We start from the raw sequence: 19,287 nt of genomic DNA on the forward strand, positions 1-19,287 counted from the left end.
GGGGTGCGGATCACTGGTTCTCCTTCTTGATGACCTGCGGTCGCAGGTCTGCTGCAGGTGGCGTCCGGGTCGAGGGGTCTGCCTCGACCTGCTCACCGGAACGGATGTCCTTGACTCGGTGGCTGCCGTCGGCCCGGGTGAACCAGACGAACGGGATGCCGCGGCGTTCGGCCGCGCGGATCTGCTTGCCGAACTTGGCCGCGTCGGCTGAGAGCTCGCAGGCCACACCGCTCTTGCGGAGGGCGGTGGCGACCGCCGTACTGGCGTCGCGGTCGGCTTCGTCGGTGACGGCCACGAGGACGGCGCTCGGCACCTTGCGGCTGCCGTCGAGGACGCCGTCGGCGATGAGCGGGATGAGGGTGCGCGAGACGCCGAAGGAGACACCGACGCCGGGGTAGGTCGTCTTCCCGTCGCTGGCGAGGGCGTCGTAGCGACCGCCGCCACCGACGGACTTGAGCCGCTCGTAGCCGGCCATGAAGACCTCCAGCACCGTGCCGGTGTAGTAGTCGAGGCCGCGGGCGATGCGGAGGTTGGCCTCGACGGTGACGCGCGCGGAGGTGGCGCTCGCGCAGCCGGCGATCACGGCCGCGAGCTCTTCCGGGCCGGTGTCGAGGACCTCGTCCTCGACACCGAGGGCGCGCACCTTCTCGACGAAGGAGGTGTCGGCGACCCGGATCGTGGCGAGGCGAAGGCACTGCTCGGCCTGCTCGGGCGTCGCGCCAGCCTGCTCGACGAGCTGCGCGGCCACCGTCTCGGCGGGCAGCTTGTCGAGCTTGTCGATGACCTTGATCGCGGTCGTGACGTCGGCGATGCCGAGGCCGCGGTAGAAGCCCCGGATCAGCTTGCGGTTGTTGACCCGGAACGACAGCGGCGGCAGCGGCAGCGCGCCCAGCGCCTCGACCATGACCCGCACGACCTCGACGTCGTGGTGGAAGCCGAGGGTGTCGCGCCCGACGATGTCGATGTCGGCCTGCGTGAACTGGCGGTAGCGGCCCTCCTGCGGGCGCTCGCCGCGCCACGCGGGCTGGATCTGGAAGCGCCGGAAGGGGAACTCGAGCTTGCCGGCGTGCTCCGGGGACGTAGCGCGGAACGGCACGGTGAGGTCGAAGTGCATGCCCAGCTCGGCCTTCGAGTCCGCATCGGCTGCGAGGCGCTGGAGGACGTAGATCTCCTTGTCGATCTCGCCGCCCTTGGCGAGCCGGTCGATCGGCTCGACCACGCGGGTCTCGATGTTGGCGAAGCCGTGCAGCTCGAAGGTGCGCGAGAGCGACGCGATGATCTCGCGCTCGACGACGCGCTGCTCGGGCAGCAGCTCGGGGAATCCGCTGAGCGGAGCGATCTTGGCCATGTCAGAGTCCTCGCGTCACGCGGCCCGCGTCGCCGCGGTCGACCGTGTCGAGCAGATAGGGGGTTGGTCGCGCGCTCGCGACCGATGGAGGTCTGCTCGCCGTGGCCGGGCAGCACCACGATGTCGTCGGCGAGCGGCAGCACCTTGCCGGCCGGGCTCGTCAGCATCGTCGCGTGGTCGCCACCGGGCAGGTCCGTGCGACCGATCGAACCCGCGAACAGCAGGTCGCCGGAGAACATGACCTCGCTGATGTCCTGTTCGGCGTACGGCGTGCGGAAGGTGACCGAGCCCTCGGTGTGTCCGGGCGTGTGGTCGACGACGAAGCGCAGCCCCGCGAGCTCGAGCTCCTGCAGGTCGGCGAGCTCACGCACGTCGTCGGGCTCGGCCCACTCGTAGTTGCCGCCGAGCAGCATCTGCGTGGTCTCGCGACTCATGCCCGCCATCGGGTCCGTGAGCAGGTGACGGTCGCTGGGGTGGATCCGGGCGGTCGCGTCGTAGGTGCCGGCGACGGGCGCGACACACCACATGTGGTCGACGTGACCGTGGGTGACCAGCACCGAGACGGGCTTGAGCTTGTGCTCGCGCACGACGTCGTCGACACCACTGGCGGCGTCCTTGCCGGGGTCGACGATGACGCACTCGCTGCCGGGCCCGGTGGCGATGACGTAGCAGTTGGTGCCCCGGGGTCCAGCGGGGAAGCCGGCAATGAACACGAGTGGGAAGTCCTAGTCGGTTGGCAGGGGCGGGACGGGCGTCAGCCTACCGAGAGGGCTCGTGACTACGATGGGCGACCATGAGCGCCGACAAGCAGTCCGACTGGGGCCGAGTGGCCGAGGACGGCACCGTCTATGTCAAGACCCCTGACGGGGAACGCACCGTGGGGCAGTACCCCCGAGGGGTCGCCCGAGGAGGCCTTGAAGTTCTACACAGACCGCTTCGACGCGCTCGCCTTCGAGGTGCACCTCCTCGAGCAGCGGATCGCTGCCGGCAAGCTCAGCCCGGAGGAAGCCACCACCACCGTGAAGGCGCTGCGGGAGCAGGTCTCGACGGCCAACGCCGTGGGCGACCTCACCGGACTGGCCGCTCGTCTCGATGCGACGGCCCCGGTGATCGCCATCCAGCGCGAGGCCAAGCGCGTCGAGAAGGCGCAGCGCACCGCCGAGTCGAAGGTCGAGAAGGACAAGATCGTCGCCGAGGCCGAGAAGCTCGCCCGGGGCAATGACTGGCGCAACGGCGCCAACCGCCTGCGCGACCTGCTCGACCAGTGGAAGGTGCTGCCGCGGCTCGACCGCACCACCGACGACGTCCTGTGGAAGCGCTTCAGCAGTGCGCGCACGACGTACACCCGGCGCCGCAAGGCGCACTTCGCCGAGGAGCACGAGAAGCGTGACGGCGCCCGGGTCATCAAGGAGCGGCTCGCCGCCGAGGCCGAGTCGCTGTCCACCTCCACCGAGTGGGGCCCGACCGCCGGCCGCTACCGCGACCTGATGCGCGACTGGAAGGCCGCTGGCCCGGCGCCGCGCGACATCGACGACGAGCTGTGGAAGCGCTTCCGCGGCGCGCAGGACGCCTTCTTCGGCGCCCGCGACGCGGCCAACGCCGAGCTCGACCGGGAGTTCGCCGCCAATGCCGTGGTCAAGGAGGAGATCCCGGTCGAGGCCGAGAAGCTGGTGCCCGTCACCGACCTCGACGCCGCGAAGAAGACCTTCCGCGACCTCGCCGACCGCTGGGACGCCGCGGGCAAGGTCCCGCGCGACCGGATGAAGGACCTCGAGGCCCGCATCCGCAAGGTCGAGCAGGCCATCCGCTCCGTCGAGGACGACCAGTGGAAACGCAGCGACCCGGAGAAGTCCGCCCGCGCCGACGACATCGTCTCCAAGCTCGAGGCCGGCATCGCCGACGAGCAGGCCAAGCTCGACAAGGCGACGGCCGCCGGAGACGCCAAGCGGGTCAAGCAGCTCGAGGAGTCGCTCGCCAACAAGCAGGCGTTCCTCGAGATGGCGCGCAAGGCGGCCGAGGACTTCAGCTGAGGCTGCTCGCTTCACCCTCCTGCCAGCGGTGCGTGAGCGCCGCCGGAATGTGGCTCACTCACCGCCACGGAGGAGTTCGTACGGCGCCGCGCTGGCCTTCGTCAGTTGGTGACGCGGTAGGCGTCGAAGACGCCGGGGACGTTGCGCACGGCGCGGAGCACGTTGTCGAGGTGGGACGCGTCGGCCATCTCGAAGGTGAAGCGGCTCTTCGCGACCCGGTCGCGGCTCGTCGAGAGGGTGGCGCTGAGGATGTTCACGTGGGCGTCCGAGAGCGAGATCGTGATGTCGGAGAGCAGCCGCGCGCGGTCGAGGGCCTCGACACGGATGTTGACCGAGGAAGGTCGACTGGGAGCTGGGCGCCCACTCGACCTCGATCAGCCGCTCGGGCTGGTTCTCCGAGCTGGCAGCGTTGGTGCAGCTGCGTCGGTGGACCGACACTCCCCGCCCTTGGTGACGAAGCCCGGGATCGGGTCGGGCGGGACCGGGGTGCAGCACTTGGCGAGCTTGACCCAGACGTCGTCGACGCCCTTGATGATCACGCCGGAGTCGGTGCTGCTGGCCGTGGCCCGCGAGCGGCGGGTGATGGTGACGCCCTCGGCGAGGTCCTCGGCGGCGCCGTCGTCACCGCCGTGCAGGTCGATGACGCGGCGGACGACGGCCTGCGCGCTGAGGTTGTTCTCCCCCACTGCGGCGTAGAGCGCGGAGACGTCGGCGTGGTTGAAGTGCGACGCCGCCTGCATCAACGACTCGTGCGTCATCAGCCGCTTGAGGGGCAGGCCCTCCTTGCGCATCAGCTTGGCGATCTGCTCCTTGCCGCGCTCGATGGCCTCCTCGCGACGCTCCTTGGTGAACCACTGGCGGATCTTGGAGCGGGCTCGCGGTGACTTGACGAAGTTGAGCCAGTCGCGCGACGGGCCGGCGTTGGCGGACTTGGAGGTGAAGACCTCCACGACGTCGCCGTTGTCGAGCGACGACTCGAGGGGCACGAGGCGGCCGTTGACCCGGGCGCCGATGGTGTGGTGGCCGACCTCGGTGTGCACGGCATAGGCGAAGTCGACCGGGGTCGCGTCGACCGGGAGCGGGACGACGTCACCGCGTGGGGTGAAGACGTAGACCTGTGCCCGGTTCATCTCGAAGCGCAGCGACTCCGGGAACTCGCCCGGGTCCTCGACCTCCTGCTGCCAGTCGAGGAGCTGCTGGAGCCACGACATGTCGTCGACGTCACCGCGGCGGTCGGTGTCGACCCCCGCCTTGGTGTCCTCCTTGTACTTCCAGTGCGCCGCGACGCCGTACTCCGCCCGACGGTGCATGGCGAACGTGCGGATCTGGAGCTCCACCGGCTTGCCCTGCGGCCCGATGACGGTGGTGTGCAGCGACTGGTACATGTTGAACTTCGGCATCGCGACGTAGTCCTTGAACCGCCCGAGCACGGGGTTCCAGCGCGAGTGCAGCACGCCGAGGACGGAGTAGCAGTCGCGGTCCTCGTCGACGAGGATCCGGATGCCGACCGAGTCGTAGATGTCGGAGAACTCGCGGCCGCCGACGATCATCTTCTGGTAGATCGAGTAGTAGTGCTTCGGTCGGCCGGTGACCTTGGCCTTGATCTTCGCCTCGCGCAGGTCGGTCTCGACGCCGTCGATCACCTCGGCCAGAGAACTGGTCGCGCGACAGGCGCGCGGTCGGCGACGAGGCGGACGATCTCGTCGTACATCTTCGGGTGCAGGGTCGCGAACGCGAGGTCCTCGAGCTCCCACTTGAGGGTGTTCATGCCGAGGCGGTGCGCGAGCGGCGCGTAGATGTCGAGCGTCTCGCGCGCCTTGCGCTCCTGCGTCTCGGCCTTGAGGTAGCGCAGCGTGCGCATGTTGTGGAGGCGGTCGGCCAGCTTGATGACGAGGACGCGGATGTCGCGAGACATCGCCACGATCATCTTGCGGATCGTCTCGGCCTGCGCCGAGTCGCCGTACTGCACCTTGTCCAGCTTGGTCACGCCGTCAACGAGGATGGCGACCTCGTCACCGAAGTCCTTGCGGAGCTCCTCGAGGGTGTACGGCGTGTCCTCCACCGTGTCGTGGAGCAGCGCCGCCACCGGGGTCGGCTCGGTCATGCCGATGTCGGCAAGGATCGTGGTCACCGCGAGCGGGTGGGTGATGTAACGGTCACCGCTCTTGCGCATCTGGGTGCCGTGCATCTTCTCGGCGACCGGGTAGGCCCGCTCCAGCAGCGCCGGGTCGGCCTTGGGGTGGTTGGCTCGCACGGAACGGAACAACGGCTCCAGGGACCGGGTTGCCGGTCGGCGCCTTGGCACCGATCCGCGCCAGCCGCGATCGCATGCTCCGGGCGGAAACGGGCACCTCGGAGGCACGCTCCTGCGTCACAGGGGTGCTGATCTCCTCGGCCATCGCGCCAGTCTAGTGAGACGGATGAAGTCAGACGGTCGTGATCGCGCTGATCGGCAGGTCGCCGACGGTGGCGCGGCCGGGGAGGAAGCTCAGCTCCATGAGGACGGCGACGCCCACGCACGTCCCGCCGCACGCCTCGACCAGCTTCCCGGTGGCCGCGACGGTCCCTCCGGTGGCGAGCACGTCGTCGATCAGCAGGACGCGCTCGCCCGGTGCGATCGCGTCGCGGTGGACCTCGAGCGTCGCTTCGCCGTACTCCAGTGAGTAGGAGACGGCGTGGGTGGCGCGCGGCAGCTTGCCGGCCTTGCGGACCGGCACGAAGCCGACGCCGAGGGCGAGCGCGACGGGCGCGGCGAGGATGAACCCGCGGGCCTCCATGCCGACGACCTTGTCGACGAGCACCGCACCTTCGTCACTTCGGGCCACGTCGGCCAGCGCCTCGATGACGGCAGTGAATCCGGTGTGGTCGGCGAGCAGCGGCGTGATGTCCTTGAACATCACGCCGGGCAACGGATAGTCGGGTACGTCGAGGACCAGCCGTGACATGGCGTCCTGCGCCGGGTTCACTTCTTGCCCCGCTTGGACCGCGGCTTGCGCGTGGGCTGGACGCGACCGGCCGAGCCACTGGGCTGGACCGGCCCGTGGGCCTTGGGCGCGACCCGGCCCTTGTTGACGGCTTCCGCCTGCCGCGGCGGCGCCTTGACGGGCCGCGTGGCCACCGTGCCGTCTTCTCGCACTGGCGCGGGTCCGGCGGCGGGGTGGCGTTGCGGTCGGCCGCGGAGACACGGGAGTAGGGGTCGGCCGCGGCCTCCCGGCGGCGGGCGGCCGCACGGCGCTCGTCGTAGTGGACGTCCTTCTCGTTGGCCTTGAGCTGCACGAGCAGCGGCGTTGCGATGAAGATCGATGAGTAGGCGCCGACGGCCATGCCCACGAACAGGGCGAGGGCAAGGTCCTTGAGCGAGCCCGACCCGAGCTGCACGACGCCGACGTAGAGGATCGCGGCGACCGGGATGAGTGCCACGATCGAGGTGTTGATCGAGCGCACGAGCGTCTGGTTGACGGCGAGGTTGGCCGCTTCGGCGTACGACAGGCGCGACTTCTTGAGCTCGTGGGTGTTCTCGCGCACCTTGTCGAAGACCACGACGGTGTCGTAGAGCGAGAAGCCCAGGGATCGTGAGCACACCCGTGACCGTGGCCGGCGACACCTCGAAGCCGGAGAGGGCGTAGATGCCGACCGTGATGAGCACGTCGTGGGCCAGCGCGACCAGCGCCGCGACGGACATCTTCCACTCGCGGAAGTAGGCCCAGATGAAGAGGACGACGAGAACCCGGGAAGACGACCGGGCCGATCAGGGACCGTTCGGCGACCTCCTTGCCCCAGCTCGGGCCGATCTCCGTCTGGGAGATGTCGGCCTCCGATGCACCCGTCATCTCAAGGATCGTGGTGACGAGCTCGGCGCTCTCGTCGTCGTCGACCGGCTCGGTCTGGACGATGATCGCCTCGCTGCCCGAGGTCGTGACGACGGGCGCGGCCGCGCTCTCGATCCCCGTGCCCGCGACCGCGGACCGGAGCTCGTCGGCGGTGTCCCGGGTGACCTTGTCGACCGGCAGGGTCACGCGGTATTCGGCGCCGCCGGTGAACTCGATGCCCATGTTGAGGCCCTTGGACACCGGGCCGAAGGCCGCCATCGCGAGGATGACCGCCGAGACGGCGTACCAGACCCACTTGCGCCCGACGAAGTCGATCGAGCGCCGTCCGGCGTAGAGGTCGTTGCCCAGTCGTGAGAACGCGCCCATCAGGCCTTGCCTCCAGCGGTCGAGACGGAGTCCGGGCCGAGCGTGTCGGCACTGAGCCCGGACAGCGCGTGGCCGCGGTTGAAGAACGGGAACCGCGCGAGCCACGACACCATCGGGTGGGTGAACCAGAAGAAGACCGCGAGGTCGATCAACGTGGACAGGCCGAGCGCGAACGCGAAGCCCTTCACCACGCCGGCCGCGAAGATGTAGAGCACCACGGCCGCGAGCAGCGAGATGGAGTCGGCCGCCGGGCAGGTGTTGCGCGCGCACCCAGCCCGCCTCGACCGCGATCCGCATCGACTTGCCGTCGCGCATCTCGTCTCGTATTCGTTCGAAGAAGACGATGAACGAGTCGGCGGTGATGCCGACGGCGACGATCAGTCCCGCGATGCCGGGCAACGACAGCGTGAACCCGGCGAGCTCACTGAGGAGCACCACGAGGGAGTAGGTCAGCGCCGCCGCCGTCAGCAGCGACGCGATGACGACGAGACCCGGAGCCGCGGTAGTAGAAGAGGCAGTAGAGCATCACCAGCAGCAGCCCGGCGAGACCGGCCTGGATGCCAGCAGAGAGCTGGTTGCCGGCGAGCGACGGGCCGACCAGCTCGACCGGCGGGTCCTTCTCGAAGGATATCGGCAGTGCGCCGTACTTGAGGCTGGTCGCCGGGCTGCGCGCCTCCGCCTCGGTGAACTGGCCGGTGATCTGGGCGTTGCCGTCGTTGATCAGCCCCTCCATCGTCGGCGCCGAGATCACCCGGCCGTCGAGCACGATGGCGAACTGCTTCTGGGTGTTGACCGGGGCCCGGGAGATGCGGGCGAACTCGACGGTGCCGGCGCGGTTGAAGTTGAGGTCGACGCCCCACTCGACGCTCTGCTGGCTCGGCGGCAGGGTGTCGGCGGAACTGAGGTCGGTGCCCTCGATCAGGGTCTTCGACAGCAGCATCTTCTGCCCGAGCTCGTCGCACGTGATGAGCGGCTTGTCGGGGTCGTCCTCGACCGTCGGCGGCTCGCCCGACGCGGGGCAGCTGAACTCGTTGAAGGCGGCGACGGACTTGGCGTCCGGGTTGTCCATCCAGACCAGCGGGTCCTCGTCGCCCGCGGGCTCCTCGGGGGACCGGCGACTCCGACGGGGTCGGGGTCGAGCGACTTCGTCGCGTTCTTCTTGTCCTTCTCGTCGGCCCAGGGCGTACGGCGCCCTGTTGTTGCCACCAGTGTTGCCACCCGGCGCCCGGCTCGTCGGCGGCGCGGTCGGGACGGTGGTGTTGCCAGTGCTCGGGACGGTGTTGGTGGCACCGGCCACGCCGTTGGCGACGGCCGCGACCACGCGGAAGCGGAGCTGGGCCCGGCGCTTGACCGTCTCGACGAGGTCGCGGCGGCTCTCGCCGGGGATCTCGACGACGATGTACTTGTTGCCCCGGGTGGAGACCTCCCGCCTCGGCGACACCCGAGCCGTTGACGCGGTCCTCGATGATGCCGCGCGCCTCGGCCGGGCTGTCGCTGGAGACGTCGCCCTTGGCGACCAGCGTGATCCCGGTGCCGCCCCGGAGGTCGAGCCCGAGCTTGGGCTTCCAGACGCCCGCGAGCGCCACCAGCCCGTAGGTCAGGGCGGTGACCGGGAAGAAGACGACCGGGGGTGCGGCCGGGATTGGGCCTGCGCGCCATCTCAGCCCTCGTCGGGTGCGTCGACCGGGTCCGTCGGCCCCGTGGAATCCGCCGGGCTGTCCACGACGCTGATCGCGGCGCGGGCGACCTCGATCTCCGTGCCGGGCGCGATCTCGACCCCGGCCCGGTCGTCGGCCGGGGACCTGACGGTGCCGTAGATCCCGGACGACAGCATCACGCGCTGCCCGGGCTGGAGGTCCGCCCGGAGCTTGGCGATGGCCTTCTGGCGACGGGATGCGGGACGCACCACCATCACCCAGAAGAGCAGCGCGATGGCCACCGGGGGCAGGAAGGAGGCGAGCTCGCCCACGGGATTACCTCAAGAGTTTCGGTTGGCTTGACGTCGACATGGGAGCGCGGGAACGAGCCCGAGCGACCAACGCTGGAGTGTACGGGGTCAGGCGTCGTCGAACAGCGTGGAGTCGACCCCGGACGGCGGCGCGGGTGGCGTCATGCCGAGGTGGTGCCGGGCGGCCGCGGTGGCGATCCGGCCGCGCGGGGTGCGCGCCGGGGAGGCCGAGGCGGACGAGGAACGGCTCGGCCACCTCCTCGACGGTCTCGCGCTCCTCGCCGACTGCGACCGCGAGGGTCGAGACCCCGACGGGGCCGCCGCCGAAGCGCCGGCAGAGGGCATCGAGCACGCCGCGGTCGAGCCGGTCGAGCCCGGACTCGTCGACCTCGTAGAGCTCGAGGGCGGCCCTCGCCACCTCCAGCGTCACCACCCCGTCGGCGCGGACCTGCGCGTAGTCGCGCACCCGGCGAAGCAGCCGGTTGGCGATGCGCGGGGTGCCGCGCGAGCGGCCGGCGATCTCGGCCGACCCCTCGTCGGTCAGCTCGACGCCGAGCAGGCCGGCGGAGCGGTGCACGATCTGGTCGAGCTCGTGCGGCTCGTAGAACTCGAGGTGGGCGGTGAAGCCGAAGCGGTCGCGCAGTGGACCCGGCAGCAGGCCGGCCCGCGTGGTGGCGCCGACCGGGGGTGAAGGGCGGGATCTCCAGCGGGATGGCCGTGGCGCCCGGCCCCTTGCCGATGACGACGTCGACCCGGAAGTCCTCCATCGCCATGTAGAGCAGCTCTTCGGCGGGACGTGACATCCGGGTGGATCTCGTCGACGAAGAGCACGTCGCTCTCGTTGAGCCCGGACAGGATCGCCGCGAGGTCGCCCGCGTGGGTGATCGCGGGCCCGCTGGTCAGGCGCAACGGCGAGGACATCTCGCCGGCGATGATCATGGCGAGGGTGGTCTTGCCCAGTCCGGGCGGCCCGGAGAGCAGGACGTGGTCGGGGGCTCTCCCCCGTCGTCGGGCCGCCTCGAGGACGAGTCCGAGCTGGTCGCGCACGCGCACCTGCCCGACGACCTCGTCGAGGCTGCGGGGACGCAGTGCCGCCTCGACCGCGCGCTCGTCGCCGTCGGCATCGGCCTCCGCCGAGGTCAGCCGTCGGAAGTGCGCGGCCTCGGCCTCGGTCAGCTCGTCGTCGGTGTCGGCGTCCCAGTTCATGTCGTCACGCCTTGCTCAGCGCGCGAGGGCGGCGCGGAGCAGGGAGGGTACGTCCGGGCTGGCGCCGGCGTCGGGCGCGACGATGTCGACCGCCTGCTCTGCTTCCTTGGCCGACCAGCCGAGGCCCACCGTGCCCCGGTGCACTGGTCGCGCCGGGGCGCGCCGGGAGTCGGTGACTGTCCGGCGAGCCGGGCGCCGGTGGGCGCGCCGATGCGGTCCTTGAGCTCGAGGATGATCCGCTGCGCGCCCTTCTGACCGATGCCGGGCACCCGCGTCAGCGTCTTGACGTCCTCCCCCGCGACCGCCGCGCGCAGGTCGTCGGGCGAGAGCACCGCGACCATGGCCCGGGCGACCTTGGGGCCGACACCCGAGGCGGTCTGGACGAGCTCGAAGATCTGCTTCTCGTCCTCGTCGAGGAAGCCGAAGACGGTCAGCGAGTCCTCCCGGACCACCATGCTGGTGGGCAGGCTGGCCGTCGAGCCGACGCGCAGGGTGGCGAGGGTGCCGGGCGTGCACATCAGCTCGAGGCCGACACCGCCGACGTCGAGGACGGCACTGGTCAGGGTGAGCGCGGCGACGTCGCCGCGCACGAATGCGATCACGGTCTGCTCCTGTTGGCGGCGGCCAGCACGGCCGCCTCGATCCGGGGCCTGCGCGCCACCGCGCCAGATGTGGGTGATGGCCAGCGCGAGGGCATCGGCGGCGTCGGCCGGCTTGGGCGGCGCGTCGAGCCGCAGGATGCGCGTCACCATCGCCCCCACCTGCGCCTTGTTGGCGCGCCCGCTGCCGGACACGGCCGCCTTGACCTCGCTCGGCGTGTGCAGCGCGATCGGCAGGCCGCGCCTCGCCGCGACGACCGGGGCGATGCCGCTGGCCCGGGCGGTGCCCATGATGGTGCTGGAGTCGGAGCGGGCGAAGACCCGCTCGACGGCCACCGCGTCGGGCTGGAACTCATCGAGCCACGCGTCCAGCCCGCGCTCGATGGTCACCGGGCGTGCGCGATCGGCTCGGTGTGGCTGGTGCGGATCACGTTGACGTCGACCAGCGTGAGCGGTCGGCCCACGGAGCCCTCGACCACGCCGACGCCACAACGCGTCAGGCCGGGATCGATCCCGAGCACCCGCATGAGTCAGCCTTCCGTCCGAACGTCTGTTCGGGCACCACGCTAACCTGCGCCGCCGACGCGGCGGCGTACGACACGCGCGAGCCGTTGCCCTTTGGCGCCCCGGTGGCGGTGCGTGAGCCACCTTTCGGCTCGGAAAATGTGGCTGGCTCACCGCAGGTTGGCGTGTCACGGCCGACTCGCGCGGGAGCGGTGCCGAACCCACATTCTCAGGGTGCGGAATGTGGCCCACTCACCGCTGGTTCGAGGCGATGCAACGCCGTGCCGCCCGCGGAGCCTCAGTCCTCGTCGTCCTCGTCGAGCTGCGCCGCCACGTCGGCGGGGATGTCGACGTTGGTGAAGACGTTCTGCACGTCGTCGAGGTCCTCGAGGGCGTCGGCGAGCTTGAGCACCTTGATGGCCGCGTCCTTGTCGACGGGGATCTCCATGCTCGGCACGAACTCGACGTCGGCCGAGTCGTAGTCGATCGCCGCGGTCTGCAGCGCAGTGCGCACGGCGACCATGTCGGTCGCCTCGGAGATGACCCGGAAGGCCTCGGCCCGGTCGCTGACGTCCTCGGCACCGGCGTCGAGGGTCGCCTCGAGGACGTCGTCCTCGGTGACCTCGCGGCCCTCTTGGGAGGTCGGGACCACGATGACGCCCTTGCGGGTGAAGAGGCGCGAGACCGAGCCGGGGTCGGCGAGCGTGCCGCCGTTGCGGGTGACGGCGGTGCGCACCTCCATCGCGGCGCGGTTCTTGTTGTCGGTGAGGCACTCCACGAGGAAGGCGACACCGGCGGGTCCGTAGACCTCGTACATGATCGTCTCGTAGTTGACCCCGGTGCCCTCGAGGCCTCCGCCACGCTTGACCGCGGAGTCGATGTTCTTGTTGGGGACCGACTGCTTCTTGGCCTTCTGCACCGCGTCGAACAGCGTGGGGTTGCCCGTGAGGTCAGGGGCCACCCATCTTCGCCGCGATCTCGATGTTCTTGATCAGCTTCGCGAACAGCTTGCCGCGCTTGGCGTCGATCGCGGCCTTCTTGTGCTTCGTGGTCGCCCACTTGGAGTGGCCAGACATCAGTCCCTCTTCGTCTCGTCGGTACGTTCGGCGCGGGCCCGGCGCACCGGGTCGACGAACAGCTCGTGGACCCGCGCGTCGCCGCCGACCTCCGGATGGAAGGAGGTCGCCATCAGCGAACCCCCGGCGAACGGCAACGATCCTACCGGCGGCCGCTCCCAGCTCGGGATCGGCCGGCACGCGCGCCAGCACCTCGACGCCGTCACCAACCTCCTCCACCCACGGCGCACGGATGAAGATCCCGTGCACCGGGGCCTCGAGGCCGGTCAGCGAGACGTCGCCCTCGAAGCTGTCGACCTGCCGGCCGAAGGCGTTGCGCCGCACGGTGACGTCGAGCCCGCCGAGGGTCTCTCGGCCGGGCGCGCCGTCCTCGATCCGGTCGGCCAGCAGGATCATCCCGGCGCAGGTCCCGAACGTCGGCAGCCCGTCACGGATCCGTGCCCGCAGCGGCTCGTAGAGCTCAAAGATCCCGGCCAGCTTGATCATCGTGGTCGACTCACCGCCCGGAATGATCAGGCCATCGACCGCGGCCAGCTCCGACGGGCGGCGTACGGCGACTGCCTGCTCGCCCCAGGCGCGAGCACCGCAAGGTGTTCACGGACGTCGCCCCGGAGGGCGAGGACTCCGATCGGCTGCGTCACCAACCGCGCTCGGACAAGCGGTGCGGCTGCGGGATCTCGTCGACGTTGATGCCGACCATCGCCTCACCCAGCCCACGGGACACCTTCGCCACCACGTCCGGGTCGTCGAAGAACGTCGTCGCCTTCACGATCGCCTCGGCGCGCTGCTGCGGGTTGCCGGACTTGAAGATCCCCGAACCCACGAACACGCCCTCGGCACCGAGCTGCATCATCATCGCGGCATCCGCCGGAGTCGCGATGCCGCCGGCGGTGAACAGCACCACCGGCAGCTTGCCCGCCGCCGCGACCTCCTTGACCGGGTCGTACGGCGCCTGCAGCTCCTTCGCAGCGACATACAGCTCGTCCTCGGAGAGACCGTGGAGCCGGCGCAGCTCGGCACGGATCGTGCGCATGTGAGTCACCGCATTCGACACGTCACCGGTGCCGGCCTCGCCCTTGGAACGGATCATCGCCGCCCCCTCGGTGATACGACGCAGCGCCTCACCCAGATTCGTAGCACCACACACGAACGGAACCGTGAAGTTCCACTTGTCGATGTGGTTGGCGTAGTCGGCCGGAGTCAGGACCTCGGACTCGTCGATGTAGTCCACACCCAGCGACTGCAGGATCTGCGCCTCGGCGAAGTGACCGATGCGGGCCTTGGCCATCACCGGGATCGACACCGTCTCGATGATCGAGTCGATCATGTCCGGGTCGCTCATGCGGCTGACGCCACCCCGGGCGCGGATGTCGGCGGGGACCCGCTCGAGAGCCATCACGGCGACAGCGCCGGCGTCCTCTGCGATCTTCGCCTGCTCGGCGGTGACGACGTCCATGATGACGCCGCCCTTGAGCATCTCGGCCATCCCGCGCTTCACGCGCGAGGTGCCGGTTTCGGTCGGGGTTGCGGGGGTTTCAGCCATGTGCCAATCCTACGGCGCGTCGCGGCTCTCGCCGACTCGGGGATCAGCCCTCCGGCTGGACCTCGGCGAGCGCCTGTCGCCGTACGAGCAGAATGCGCTGGAGCACGGTCACCGTGCTGGCGATCGCGAGCAGCCACAGGGTGACTTCGTAGAGGATCGGCAGGTCCGGGACGTCGCCGAAGAAGGTGAGCACCAAGATCGCCACGAGGCGGTCGGCGCGCTCGGCGATGCCGGTCTTGGCGTTGAAGCCCAGGGCCTTCACCGCGGCAGCGGGCATAGGACGTCACCGAGCCCATCACCGGGCAGACCAGCGCGAGGCAGAGGTAGAGCCTGTCCTCGGCGACCCAGGGCGAAGTAGAGCGCGAGCCCGCCGAAGATCGCGCCGTCCGCGACCCTGTCTAGCGTCGAGTCGAGGAAGGCGCCGAACTTGTCCTTGCGCCCGATCGTGCGCGCCATCTGGCCGTCGATCAGGTCGCTGAAGACGAAGGCGGTGATGAACAGCACGCCCTGCCACAGCATCCCCCGGGGGAAGAAGATCAGCGCGCCCGCGGAGACTCCGATCGTGCCGACGAGCGTGACCGCGTCGGGGCTGATGCCGAGCTTGATGAACAGCTTGATGAACGGCTGCAGCACCACGCCCTGCCAGAAGCCCTTGAAGCGGTCGAGGACGGAGCTGGACAGCAGATTTCCCTCAGGCACGGGCGCAGGCTATCGCTCGGTGAGCCGGGCACAGATGTCGGCAACCGCACTCGGGACGCCGGCCACGTGCCAGTCGACTCCGGCGGCGCTCACGACACGGGACTCGCCACCGACACCGCGGATCAGCGCCGCCCCCGGCAGCCGGTCCCAGTCGGGCACGGAGTGCTGGAACAGCACATCGCCGTGTCCCCGGGCGATCGCCATCGCGTCCATCGTCCCCGAGCCCATCATCCGCAGCGTCGCGACACCGCTGACCGCACGTCCGAACGCGGCGCCGATCTCGCCGTCGTAGAACGGCGGGTGGAGGTAGGTCGTGGCGCAGGACTCGCGGAGCGGACGGTCCACGAGCGGTGCCAGCGGGGTCCCGTTCAGGGTGCTCGGCAGCGCGGGCCCGCCGACGTACAGCTCGTCGCGGAACGGGTTGTAGACCGCACCGAGGTCGGGTTCCTCGCCGTCGATGAGCGCGATCGCGCTGCACCACCAGTCGAATCCGCGGTGGAAGTTGTAGGTCCCGTCGACCGGGTCGATCACCCAGAGTGCGACCACTGGTGCCGACGTGGTTGGCGCCCTCCTCCCCCACGATCGAGTCGTCGGGGCGCTCGCGCCGCAGCATGGCCACGATCTGGGCCTCGGCAGCGTGATCAGCGGCGGTGACGACGTCGGAGAGGTTGGTCTTGGTCTCGGCGTCGAGACCGCCCGCCCGCATGGTGGCCGCGAGCGTGCCGGCCTCCCGGACGAGCAGTGCGGCGAGCTGGGCGTCATCCACGGCGGGCACGCTACCGGCGCGCGGCCTCCGGGTGGTGAAGGGCGGGTGGAATTGCGGCGTACTGTGGCAAGACGGAGCAATCTTGCTCCGCCAACCGGGGAGCCCCGATGAGCGACAAGTCGCCACGGCAAGGCATGACCAAGAAGTCCAAGTCCATCAAGGAGAAGCGGGCCGACAAGGCCGCCAAGGCAGCCGGTGGCAGCTCTGCCGTGGAGAGCCCGGGCAGCAAGAAGAAGTGAGCCTTCTCAGTCTCGGCATCGTCGGCACGTCGACCAAGGAGAACGAGCACCGCCTCCCCCTCCACCCCGACCACACGGCCGGCCTCGAGCCCGGCATCGCGGCCGGGACCACCCTCGAGCACGGGTACGGCGAACGCTTCGGCCGCAGTGATGCGGAGCTCGCGCAATTCGTGGCCGGGTTCGCGACCCGCGAGGAGATCATCACCGGCTCCGACGTGGTGGTGCTGCCCAAGCCGCAGCACGAGGACGTCGCGGCCATGCACGCAGGCCGGGTCCTCTGGGGCTGGCCGCACTGCGTGCAGGACCCGACCATGACTCAGCTCGCGATCGACCGCGAGCTGACGTTGATCGCCTTCGAGGCGATGAACCACTGGACCCGCGACGGTTCGGTGGGGCTGCACGTGTTCCACAAGAACAACGAGCTGGCGGGCTACTGCTCGGTGCTGCAGGCGATGGAGCTCGTCGGCATCACCGGCGACTACGGCCGTCGGCTCAGCGCCGTGGTGATCGGCTTCGGGGCCACCGCGCGTGGTGCCGTGACCGCCCTCAAGGCGCACGGGGTGAGCGACGTCGCGGTGCTCACGACCCGGGGGGTGGCGGCGGTCGGCTCACCGATCCACTCCGTGCGGATCCGCCAGTTCGACCACGACCCCGACGACCCGGCCAACAGCCGGGTCATCACCGATCGTGGACGCGTCCCGCTGGCGCCGTACCTCGCGGAGAACGACATCGTCGTCAACTGCACCCTGCAGGACACGGACGCGCCGCTGACCTACCTGCGCACCGAGGATCTCGCGGAGTTCAGGCAGGGCTCGCTGATCGTCGACGTGTCCTGCGACGAGGCGATGGGCTTCACCTCGGGCCACGCCGACGACGTTCGACGACCCGATGTTCACCGTCGGCGACCGCGTGCACTACTACGCCGTCGACCACAGCCCGTCCTACCTGTGGAACTCCGCGACCCGGGAGAACAGCGAAGCGCTGATGCCCTTCATGGAGGCGGTGCTGTCCGGACCCACTGCGTGGGCGGCCGACGAGACCATCAGCCGGGCCATAGAGATCCGGGACGGCCGGATCCGGAACCCGGCCATCCTGTCGTTCCAGGGGGCGCGCCGAGGTGCACCCACACCTCGTGTCCTAGGGCGCCCGCCGAGCCGCCGGTCGGGTCGATGCCCGATCGGCGGCACTCGTCAGCTCCTTTCAGACCAGCTCGGGCACCCTGCAGGTGCGCGATCGCCAGCTCGCACTCGTCGATGTCGATGAACTGCACACCGCCCCTGCGGCTGCGCTCGTCGCGAAGCTCGCCGGCCATCTCGCGCGTGGCCTCCGGGTCCGCCCGGGTGTCGAACCTGATCGTGCCGCAGCACTCGCCCGTCATCCGATTGACCATGAAGCTGGCGCTGCAGAACCCGTCTGAGCCCTCCATCCGGACCATGACGGAGTCGCGGAAGAAGTCGATCGTCGACTCCATCTCCGAGGGTTCGCAGCGAAGCCGGGTGACCCGGCACCATGATCCCTCCCGGGCAGCGTGCTCACGATGCATGACGGCGATCTCCCACTCGTCTACCGTCGCCTCGCCGGCCATGAGCTCGGTCGCGTGCTCGCGCAACGGGCTCACCGTGCCGTCGGTGGCCTGCATGGCTTCCTCGGACATCCACGACGTGGTCGCGATGCAGCGGCCGGTCTCGCGGTTGGCCAGCAGCGAGAGGCCCAGACAGCCGTCCATCGCTGTCACTGCCGGCATGACGTCGTCTCGCACATATCGAATGCACGCGTCGACTGGCTGGAATCGCCCACGATCGACGTGGAGCGTGCATGCATCACAGCGCACCTCCTGTCTCGGGGTGGCACCCCGGCGGCACCACCGCTCGGAGTCCAATGTCCTCCCGGTGGCGGGCCGGCACAAGGCCGGGTGTCCGCTACGACGCGGCCGGGGAGGGCCGGGCGTCCGCGAGCAGGGCGCGGGTGTCCTCGAGCAGCTGTGGCAGCACCTTGGTGTTGCCGATGACGGTGATGAAGTTGGCGTCGCCGGACCAGCGCGGGACGACGTGCTGGTGCAGGTGGTCGGCGAGCGATCCGCCGGCCGGGCCGCCGAGGTTGAGCCCGACGTTGAACCCGTGCGGCGTGCTGACCGTGCGGATGACCTTGATCGCCTGCTGCGTCATGGACATCAGCTCGGCCGACTCCTCGGTGGTGAGGTCCTCGAGCTCGGCGACGTGGCGGTAGGGCAGCACCATCAGGTGCCCCGGGTTGTAGGGGTGGAGATTGAGGACGGCGTAGGTCGACTCCCCCCGCGCGATGACGAGGTTGGTCGCGTCGTCACCGTGGGGGATCTGGCAGAACGGGCAGCCGTCGGCGGTCATGTCGGAGCGGACATACGCCATGCGGTACGGCGTCCAGAGCCGTTCGAGGTCGTTCACTCGACGGCCTCGGGGCGGATGCCGGCGAGCAGCTCCTCGATGGGCTGGTCGACTCGCAGCTCGAGTCCGAGGGCGAGCGCGTGGCCGTGGAGCTGGAACCAGACGGACGCCGTGGTCAGGGTGGCCAGCACCTCGGCGCTGGGCTCGCGGACCGGCCCGGCCAGCCAGCGGCGGACGACCCCGAAGACGGCGCCCACGAAACCGTGGACGAGCGGGTCGATCGCCGCCCTCTCGTCGACGCTGAGCTCGAGCGGGATGATGTCGACCGCCGTCTCGATCAGCTCGACCACCCGGCCGGCGATGACAGCCACGCCCTCGTCGAGGGGGTTGCCGCCGCCCGGGGCGGTCGTGACCGCGACATGGTGCAGCGCGGGGTGCGCGCTCGCCCAGCCGAAGTAGGCGGTGACGGTCCCGCTCGATGATCTGCGGGATCGTGCCTTCGAGCGTCAGCACGGGCAGGAGGTGGGACCACACGTCATCGAGGACGGTGGCGCGGATGGCCCGGTCGAGCTCGGCGCGGTCGGTGAAGTGCCGGTAGATGACGGTGCGACCTACGCCGGCCCTCTTGGCGATGTCGGCGACGTTGATCTCGTCGCCCGGCGGCGTGGCCTCGATGACCTCGATCGCGGCGGCCGGGATGGCGGCCCGGCGCTCGAGGTTGTGCCGCTCCCAGCGGAGCTGGCGGCCATCTGTGGGCCCGACGCTCATCGCCC

At 70.1% G+C, this 19,287-nt stretch carries 18 protein-coding genes and 12 pseudogenes; 3 read left to right on the plus strand and 27 right to left on the minus strand.

All coding sequences use genetic code 11. The features are described from left to right. Nucleotides 1–10: 10 nt before the first annotated feature. Together hisS and LP418_RS28025 are read right to left on the minus strand one after the other, a co-directional pair. Nucleotides 11–1,348 (minus strand): histidine--tRNA ligase, encoded by a 1,338-nt coding sequence (hisS, locus tag LP418_RS28020; RefSeq protein ID WP_257954515.1) that lies wholly within the window; start codon nt 1,346–1,348, stop codon nt 11–13. A gap of 161 nt (nt 1,349–1,509) precedes the next feature. Continuing rightward, nucleotides 1,510–2,061, minus strand: a pseudogene (locus tag LP418_RS28025) (MBL fold metallo-hydrolase); the annotation flags it as partial. A 201-nt stretch (nt 2,062–2,262) separates the two neighbouring features. Between LP418_RS28025 and LP418_RS28030 the strand changes: the two are divergent. Beyond that, complete coding sequence (locus LP418_RS28030) at nt 2,263–3,378, plus strand: DUF349 domain-containing protein (RefSeq protein ID WP_336275850.1); 1,116 nt, start codon at nt 2,263–2,265, stop codon at nt 3,376–3,378. A gap of 101 nt (nt 3,379–3,479) precedes the next feature. Here LP418_RS28030 and LP418_RS34905 read toward each other — a convergent pair whose 3' ends face one another. The 22 genes and pseudogenes from LP418_RS34905 to LP418_RS28125 all read right to left on the minus strand — a co-directional run. After that, entirely contained in the window at nt 3,480–3,704 is a 225-nt protein-coding gene (locus tag LP418_RS34905) for an ACT domain-containing protein (RefSeq protein WP_442940340.1), read from the minus strand. A 48-nt stretch (nt 3,705–3,752) separates the two neighbouring features. Beyond that, a complete protein-coding gene (locus LP418_RS34910) occupies nt 3,753–5,021 on the minus strand; it encodes a RelA/SpoT family protein (protein ID WP_442940051.1) in 1,269 nt (422 codons plus the stop codon). After that, the gene (locus LP418_RS34915; RefSeq protein ID WP_442940052.1) at nt 5,018–5,632 is read right to left on the minus strand and encodes an HD domain-containing protein; all 615 of its coding nucleotides are present in this window, start codon (nt 5,630–5,632) and stop codon (nt 5,018–5,020) included. Before LP418_RS34915 ends, LP418_RS34910 begins: the two co-directional genes overlap by 4 nt. A 172-nt stretch (nt 5,633–5,804) precedes the next feature. Continuing rightward, nucleotides 5,805–6,323: an adenine phosphoribosyltransferase gene (locus LP418_RS28040; protein ID WP_442940341.1), complete on the minus strand. Its 519-nt coding sequence runs from the start codon at nt 6,321–6,323 to the stop codon at nt 5,805–5,807. A gap of 379 nt (nt 6,324–6,702) precedes the next feature. Further along, a pseudogene (locus tag LP418_RS28045) lies at nt 6,703–6,960 on the minus strand (protein translocase subunit SecF); the annotation flags it as partial. Between the two features lie 40 nt (nt 6,961–7,000). Next, nucleotides 7,001–7,060, minus strand: a pseudogene (locus tag LP418_RS28050) (hypothetical protein); the annotation flags it as partial. A gap of 352 nt (nt 7,061–7,412) precedes the next feature. Next, nucleotides 7,413–7,574 (minus strand): annotated as a pseudogene (locus LP418_RS34920) (protein translocase subunit SecF); the annotation flags it as partial. After that, nucleotides 7,574–7,792: a hypothetical protein gene (locus LP418_RS28060; protein ID WP_257954518.1), complete on the minus strand. Its 219-nt coding sequence runs from the start codon at nt 7,790–7,792 to the stop codon at nt 7,574–7,576. The pseudogene LP418_RS34920 and the gene LP418_RS28060, both read right to left, overlap by 1 nt. 203 nt (nt 7,793–7,995) lie before the next feature. Continuing rightward, entirely contained in the window at nt 7,996–9,015 is a 1,020-nt protein-coding gene (locus LP418_RS28065) for a preprotein translocase subunit SecD (protein WP_257954519.1), read from the minus strand. Nucleotides 9,016–9,234: 219 nt separating this feature from the next. After that, nucleotides 9,235–9,543: a preprotein translocase subunit YajC gene (yajC, locus tag LP418_RS28070; RefSeq protein WP_257954520.1), complete on the minus strand. Its 309-nt coding sequence runs from the start codon at nt 9,541–9,543 to the stop codon at nt 9,235–9,237. A gap of 4 nt (nt 9,544–9,547) precedes the next feature. Next, nucleotides 9,548–10,099 (minus strand): Holliday junction DNA helicase RuvB C-terminal domain-containing protein, encoded by a 552-nt coding sequence (locus LP418_RS28075; RefSeq protein WP_257954521.1) that lies wholly within the window; start codon nt 10,097–10,099, stop codon nt 9,548–9,550. A gap of 166 nt (nt 10,100–10,265) precedes the next feature. Then, nucleotides 10,266–10,325, minus strand: a pseudogene (locus LP418_RS31850) (hypothetical protein); the annotation flags it as partial. After that, nucleotides 10,324–10,728, minus strand: a pseudogene (locus LP418_RS28080) (AAA family ATPase); the annotation flags it as partial. The pseudogenes LP418_RS28080 and LP418_RS31850, both read right to left, overlap by 2 nt. A 15-nt stretch (nt 10,729–10,743) precedes the next feature. Next, nucleotides 10,744–11,330 (minus strand): annotated as a pseudogene (gene ruvA / locus LP418_RS28085) (Holliday junction branch migration protein RuvA). Further along, nucleotides 11,327–11,854, minus strand: a pseudogene (gene ruvC, locus LP418_RS28090) (crossover junction endodeoxyribonuclease RuvC). Before ruvC ends, ruvA begins: the two co-directional pseudogenes overlap by 4 nt. A gap of 275 nt (nt 11,855–12,129) precedes the next feature. Then, a pseudogene (locus LP418_RS28095) lies at nt 12,130–12,907 on the minus strand (YebC/PmpR family DNA-binding transcriptional regulator). 189 nt (nt 12,908–13,096) lie between these two features. After that, nucleotides 13,097–13,441, minus strand: a pseudogene (gene pdxT, locus LP418_RS34925) (pyridoxal 5'-phosphate synthase glutaminase subunit PdxT); the annotation flags it as partial. Nucleotides 13,442–13,544: 103 nt separating this feature from the next. Beyond that, complete coding sequence (gene pdxS, locus LP418_RS28105) at nt 13,545–14,450, minus strand: pyridoxal 5'-phosphate synthase lyase subunit PdxS (RefSeq protein ID WP_257954522.1); 906 nt, start codon at nt 14,448–14,450, stop codon at nt 13,545–13,547. Nucleotides 14,451–14,493: 43 nt separating this feature from the next. Then, on the minus strand, nt 14,494–14,712 hold the full coding sequence (locus LP418_RS28110; protein ID WP_257954523.1) for a hypothetical protein: 219 nt from the start codon (nt 14,710–14,712) through the stop codon (nt 14,494–14,496). Further along, nucleotides 14,709–15,149 carry a CDP-alcohol phosphatidyltransferase family protein gene (locus LP418_RS28115; protein ID WP_257954524.1) on the minus strand — a complete coding sequence of 147 codons (441 nt, stop codon included), beginning with the start codon at nt 15,147–15,149 and terminating at the stop codon, nt 14,709–14,711. Before LP418_RS28115 ends, LP418_RS28110 begins: the two co-directional genes overlap by 4 nt. Nucleotides 15,150–15,158: 9 nt before the next feature. Beyond that, the gene (locus LP418_RS28120; protein ID WP_257954525.1) at nt 15,159–15,695 is read right to left on the minus strand and encodes an inositol monophosphatase family protein; all 537 of its coding nucleotides are present in this window, start codon (nt 15,693–15,695) and stop codon (nt 15,159–15,161) included. A gap of 64 nt (nt 15,696–15,759) precedes the next feature. After that, nucleotides 15,760–15,855 (minus strand): annotated as a pseudogene (locus LP418_RS28125) (inositol monophosphatase family protein); the annotation flags it as partial. Nucleotides 15,856–16,022: 167 nt separating this feature from the next. On the opposite strand from LP418_RS28125, the gene LP418_RS28130 reads away from it, so the two are divergent. Beyond that, nucleotides 16,023–16,154 (plus strand): hypothetical protein, encoded by a 132-nt coding sequence (locus LP418_RS28130; RefSeq protein ID WP_257954526.1) that lies wholly within the window; start codon nt 16,023–16,025, stop codon nt 16,152–16,154. Next, nucleotides 16,151–16,477: pseudogene (locus LP418_RS34930) on the plus strand (alanine dehydrogenase); the annotation flags it as partial. The gene LP418_RS28130 and the pseudogene LP418_RS34930, both read left to right, overlap by 4 nt. 285 nt (nt 16,478–16,762) lie before the next feature. On the opposite strand, the gene LP418_RS28135 reads toward LP418_RS34930, so the two are convergent. From LP418_RS28135 to LP418_RS30045, 3 genes are all read right to left on the minus strand, one after another. After that, on the minus strand, nt 16,763–17,020 hold the full coding sequence (locus tag LP418_RS28135; RefSeq protein WP_257954527.1) for a hypothetical protein: 258 nt from the start codon (nt 17,018–17,020) through the stop codon (nt 16,763–16,765). Nucleotides 17,021–17,196: 176 nt separating this feature from the next. Beyond that, nucleotides 17,197–17,898 (minus strand): hypothetical protein, encoded by a 702-nt coding sequence (locus tag LP418_RS28140; RefSeq protein ID WP_257954528.1) that lies wholly within the window; start codon nt 17,896–17,898, stop codon nt 17,197–17,199. 175 nt (nt 17,899–18,073) lie between these two features. Further along, the gene (locus LP418_RS30045) at nt 18,074–19,282 is read right to left on the minus strand and encodes an HIT domain-containing protein (protein ID WP_272496298.1); all 1,209 of its coding nucleotides are present in this window, start codon (nt 19,280–19,282) and stop codon (nt 18,074–18,076) included. Nucleotides 19,283–19,287 lie beyond the last annotated feature (5 nt).

Source organism: Nocardioides sp. B-3 (assembly GCF_024703895.1).
In the GTDB taxonomy this organism is placed as follows: domain Bacteria; phylum Actinomycetota; class Actinomycetes; order Propionibacteriales; family Nocardioidaceae; genus Nocardioides.

Excerpts from the sequence above, each read along its gene's own strand:
- LP418_RS28130 (WP_257954526.1), top strand. The coding sequence starts at position 16,023 with ATGAGCGACAAGTCGCCACGGCAAGGCATGACCAAGAAGTCCAAGTCC.
- hisS (WP_257954515.1), bottom strand. The coding sequence starts at position 1,348 with ATGGCCAAGATCGCTCCGCTCAGCGGATTCCCCGAGCTGCTGCCCGAG.
- pdxS (WP_257954522.1), bottom strand. The coding sequence starts at position 14,450 with ATGGCTGAAACCCCCGCAACCCCGACCGAAACCGGCACCTCGCGCGTG.
- LP418_RS30045 (WP_272496298.1), bottom strand. The coding sequence starts at position 19,282 with ATGAGCGTCGGGCCCACAGATGGCCGCCAGCTCCGCTGGGAGCGGCAC.
- LP418_RS28040 (WP_442940341.1), bottom strand. The coding sequence starts at position 6,323 with ATGTCACGGCTGGTCCTCGACGTACCCGACTATCCGTTGCCCGGCGTG.
- LP418_RS28140 (WP_257954528.1), bottom strand. The coding sequence starts at position 17,898 with ATGCCGGCAGTGACAGCGATGGACGGCTGTCTGGGCCTCTCGCTGCTG.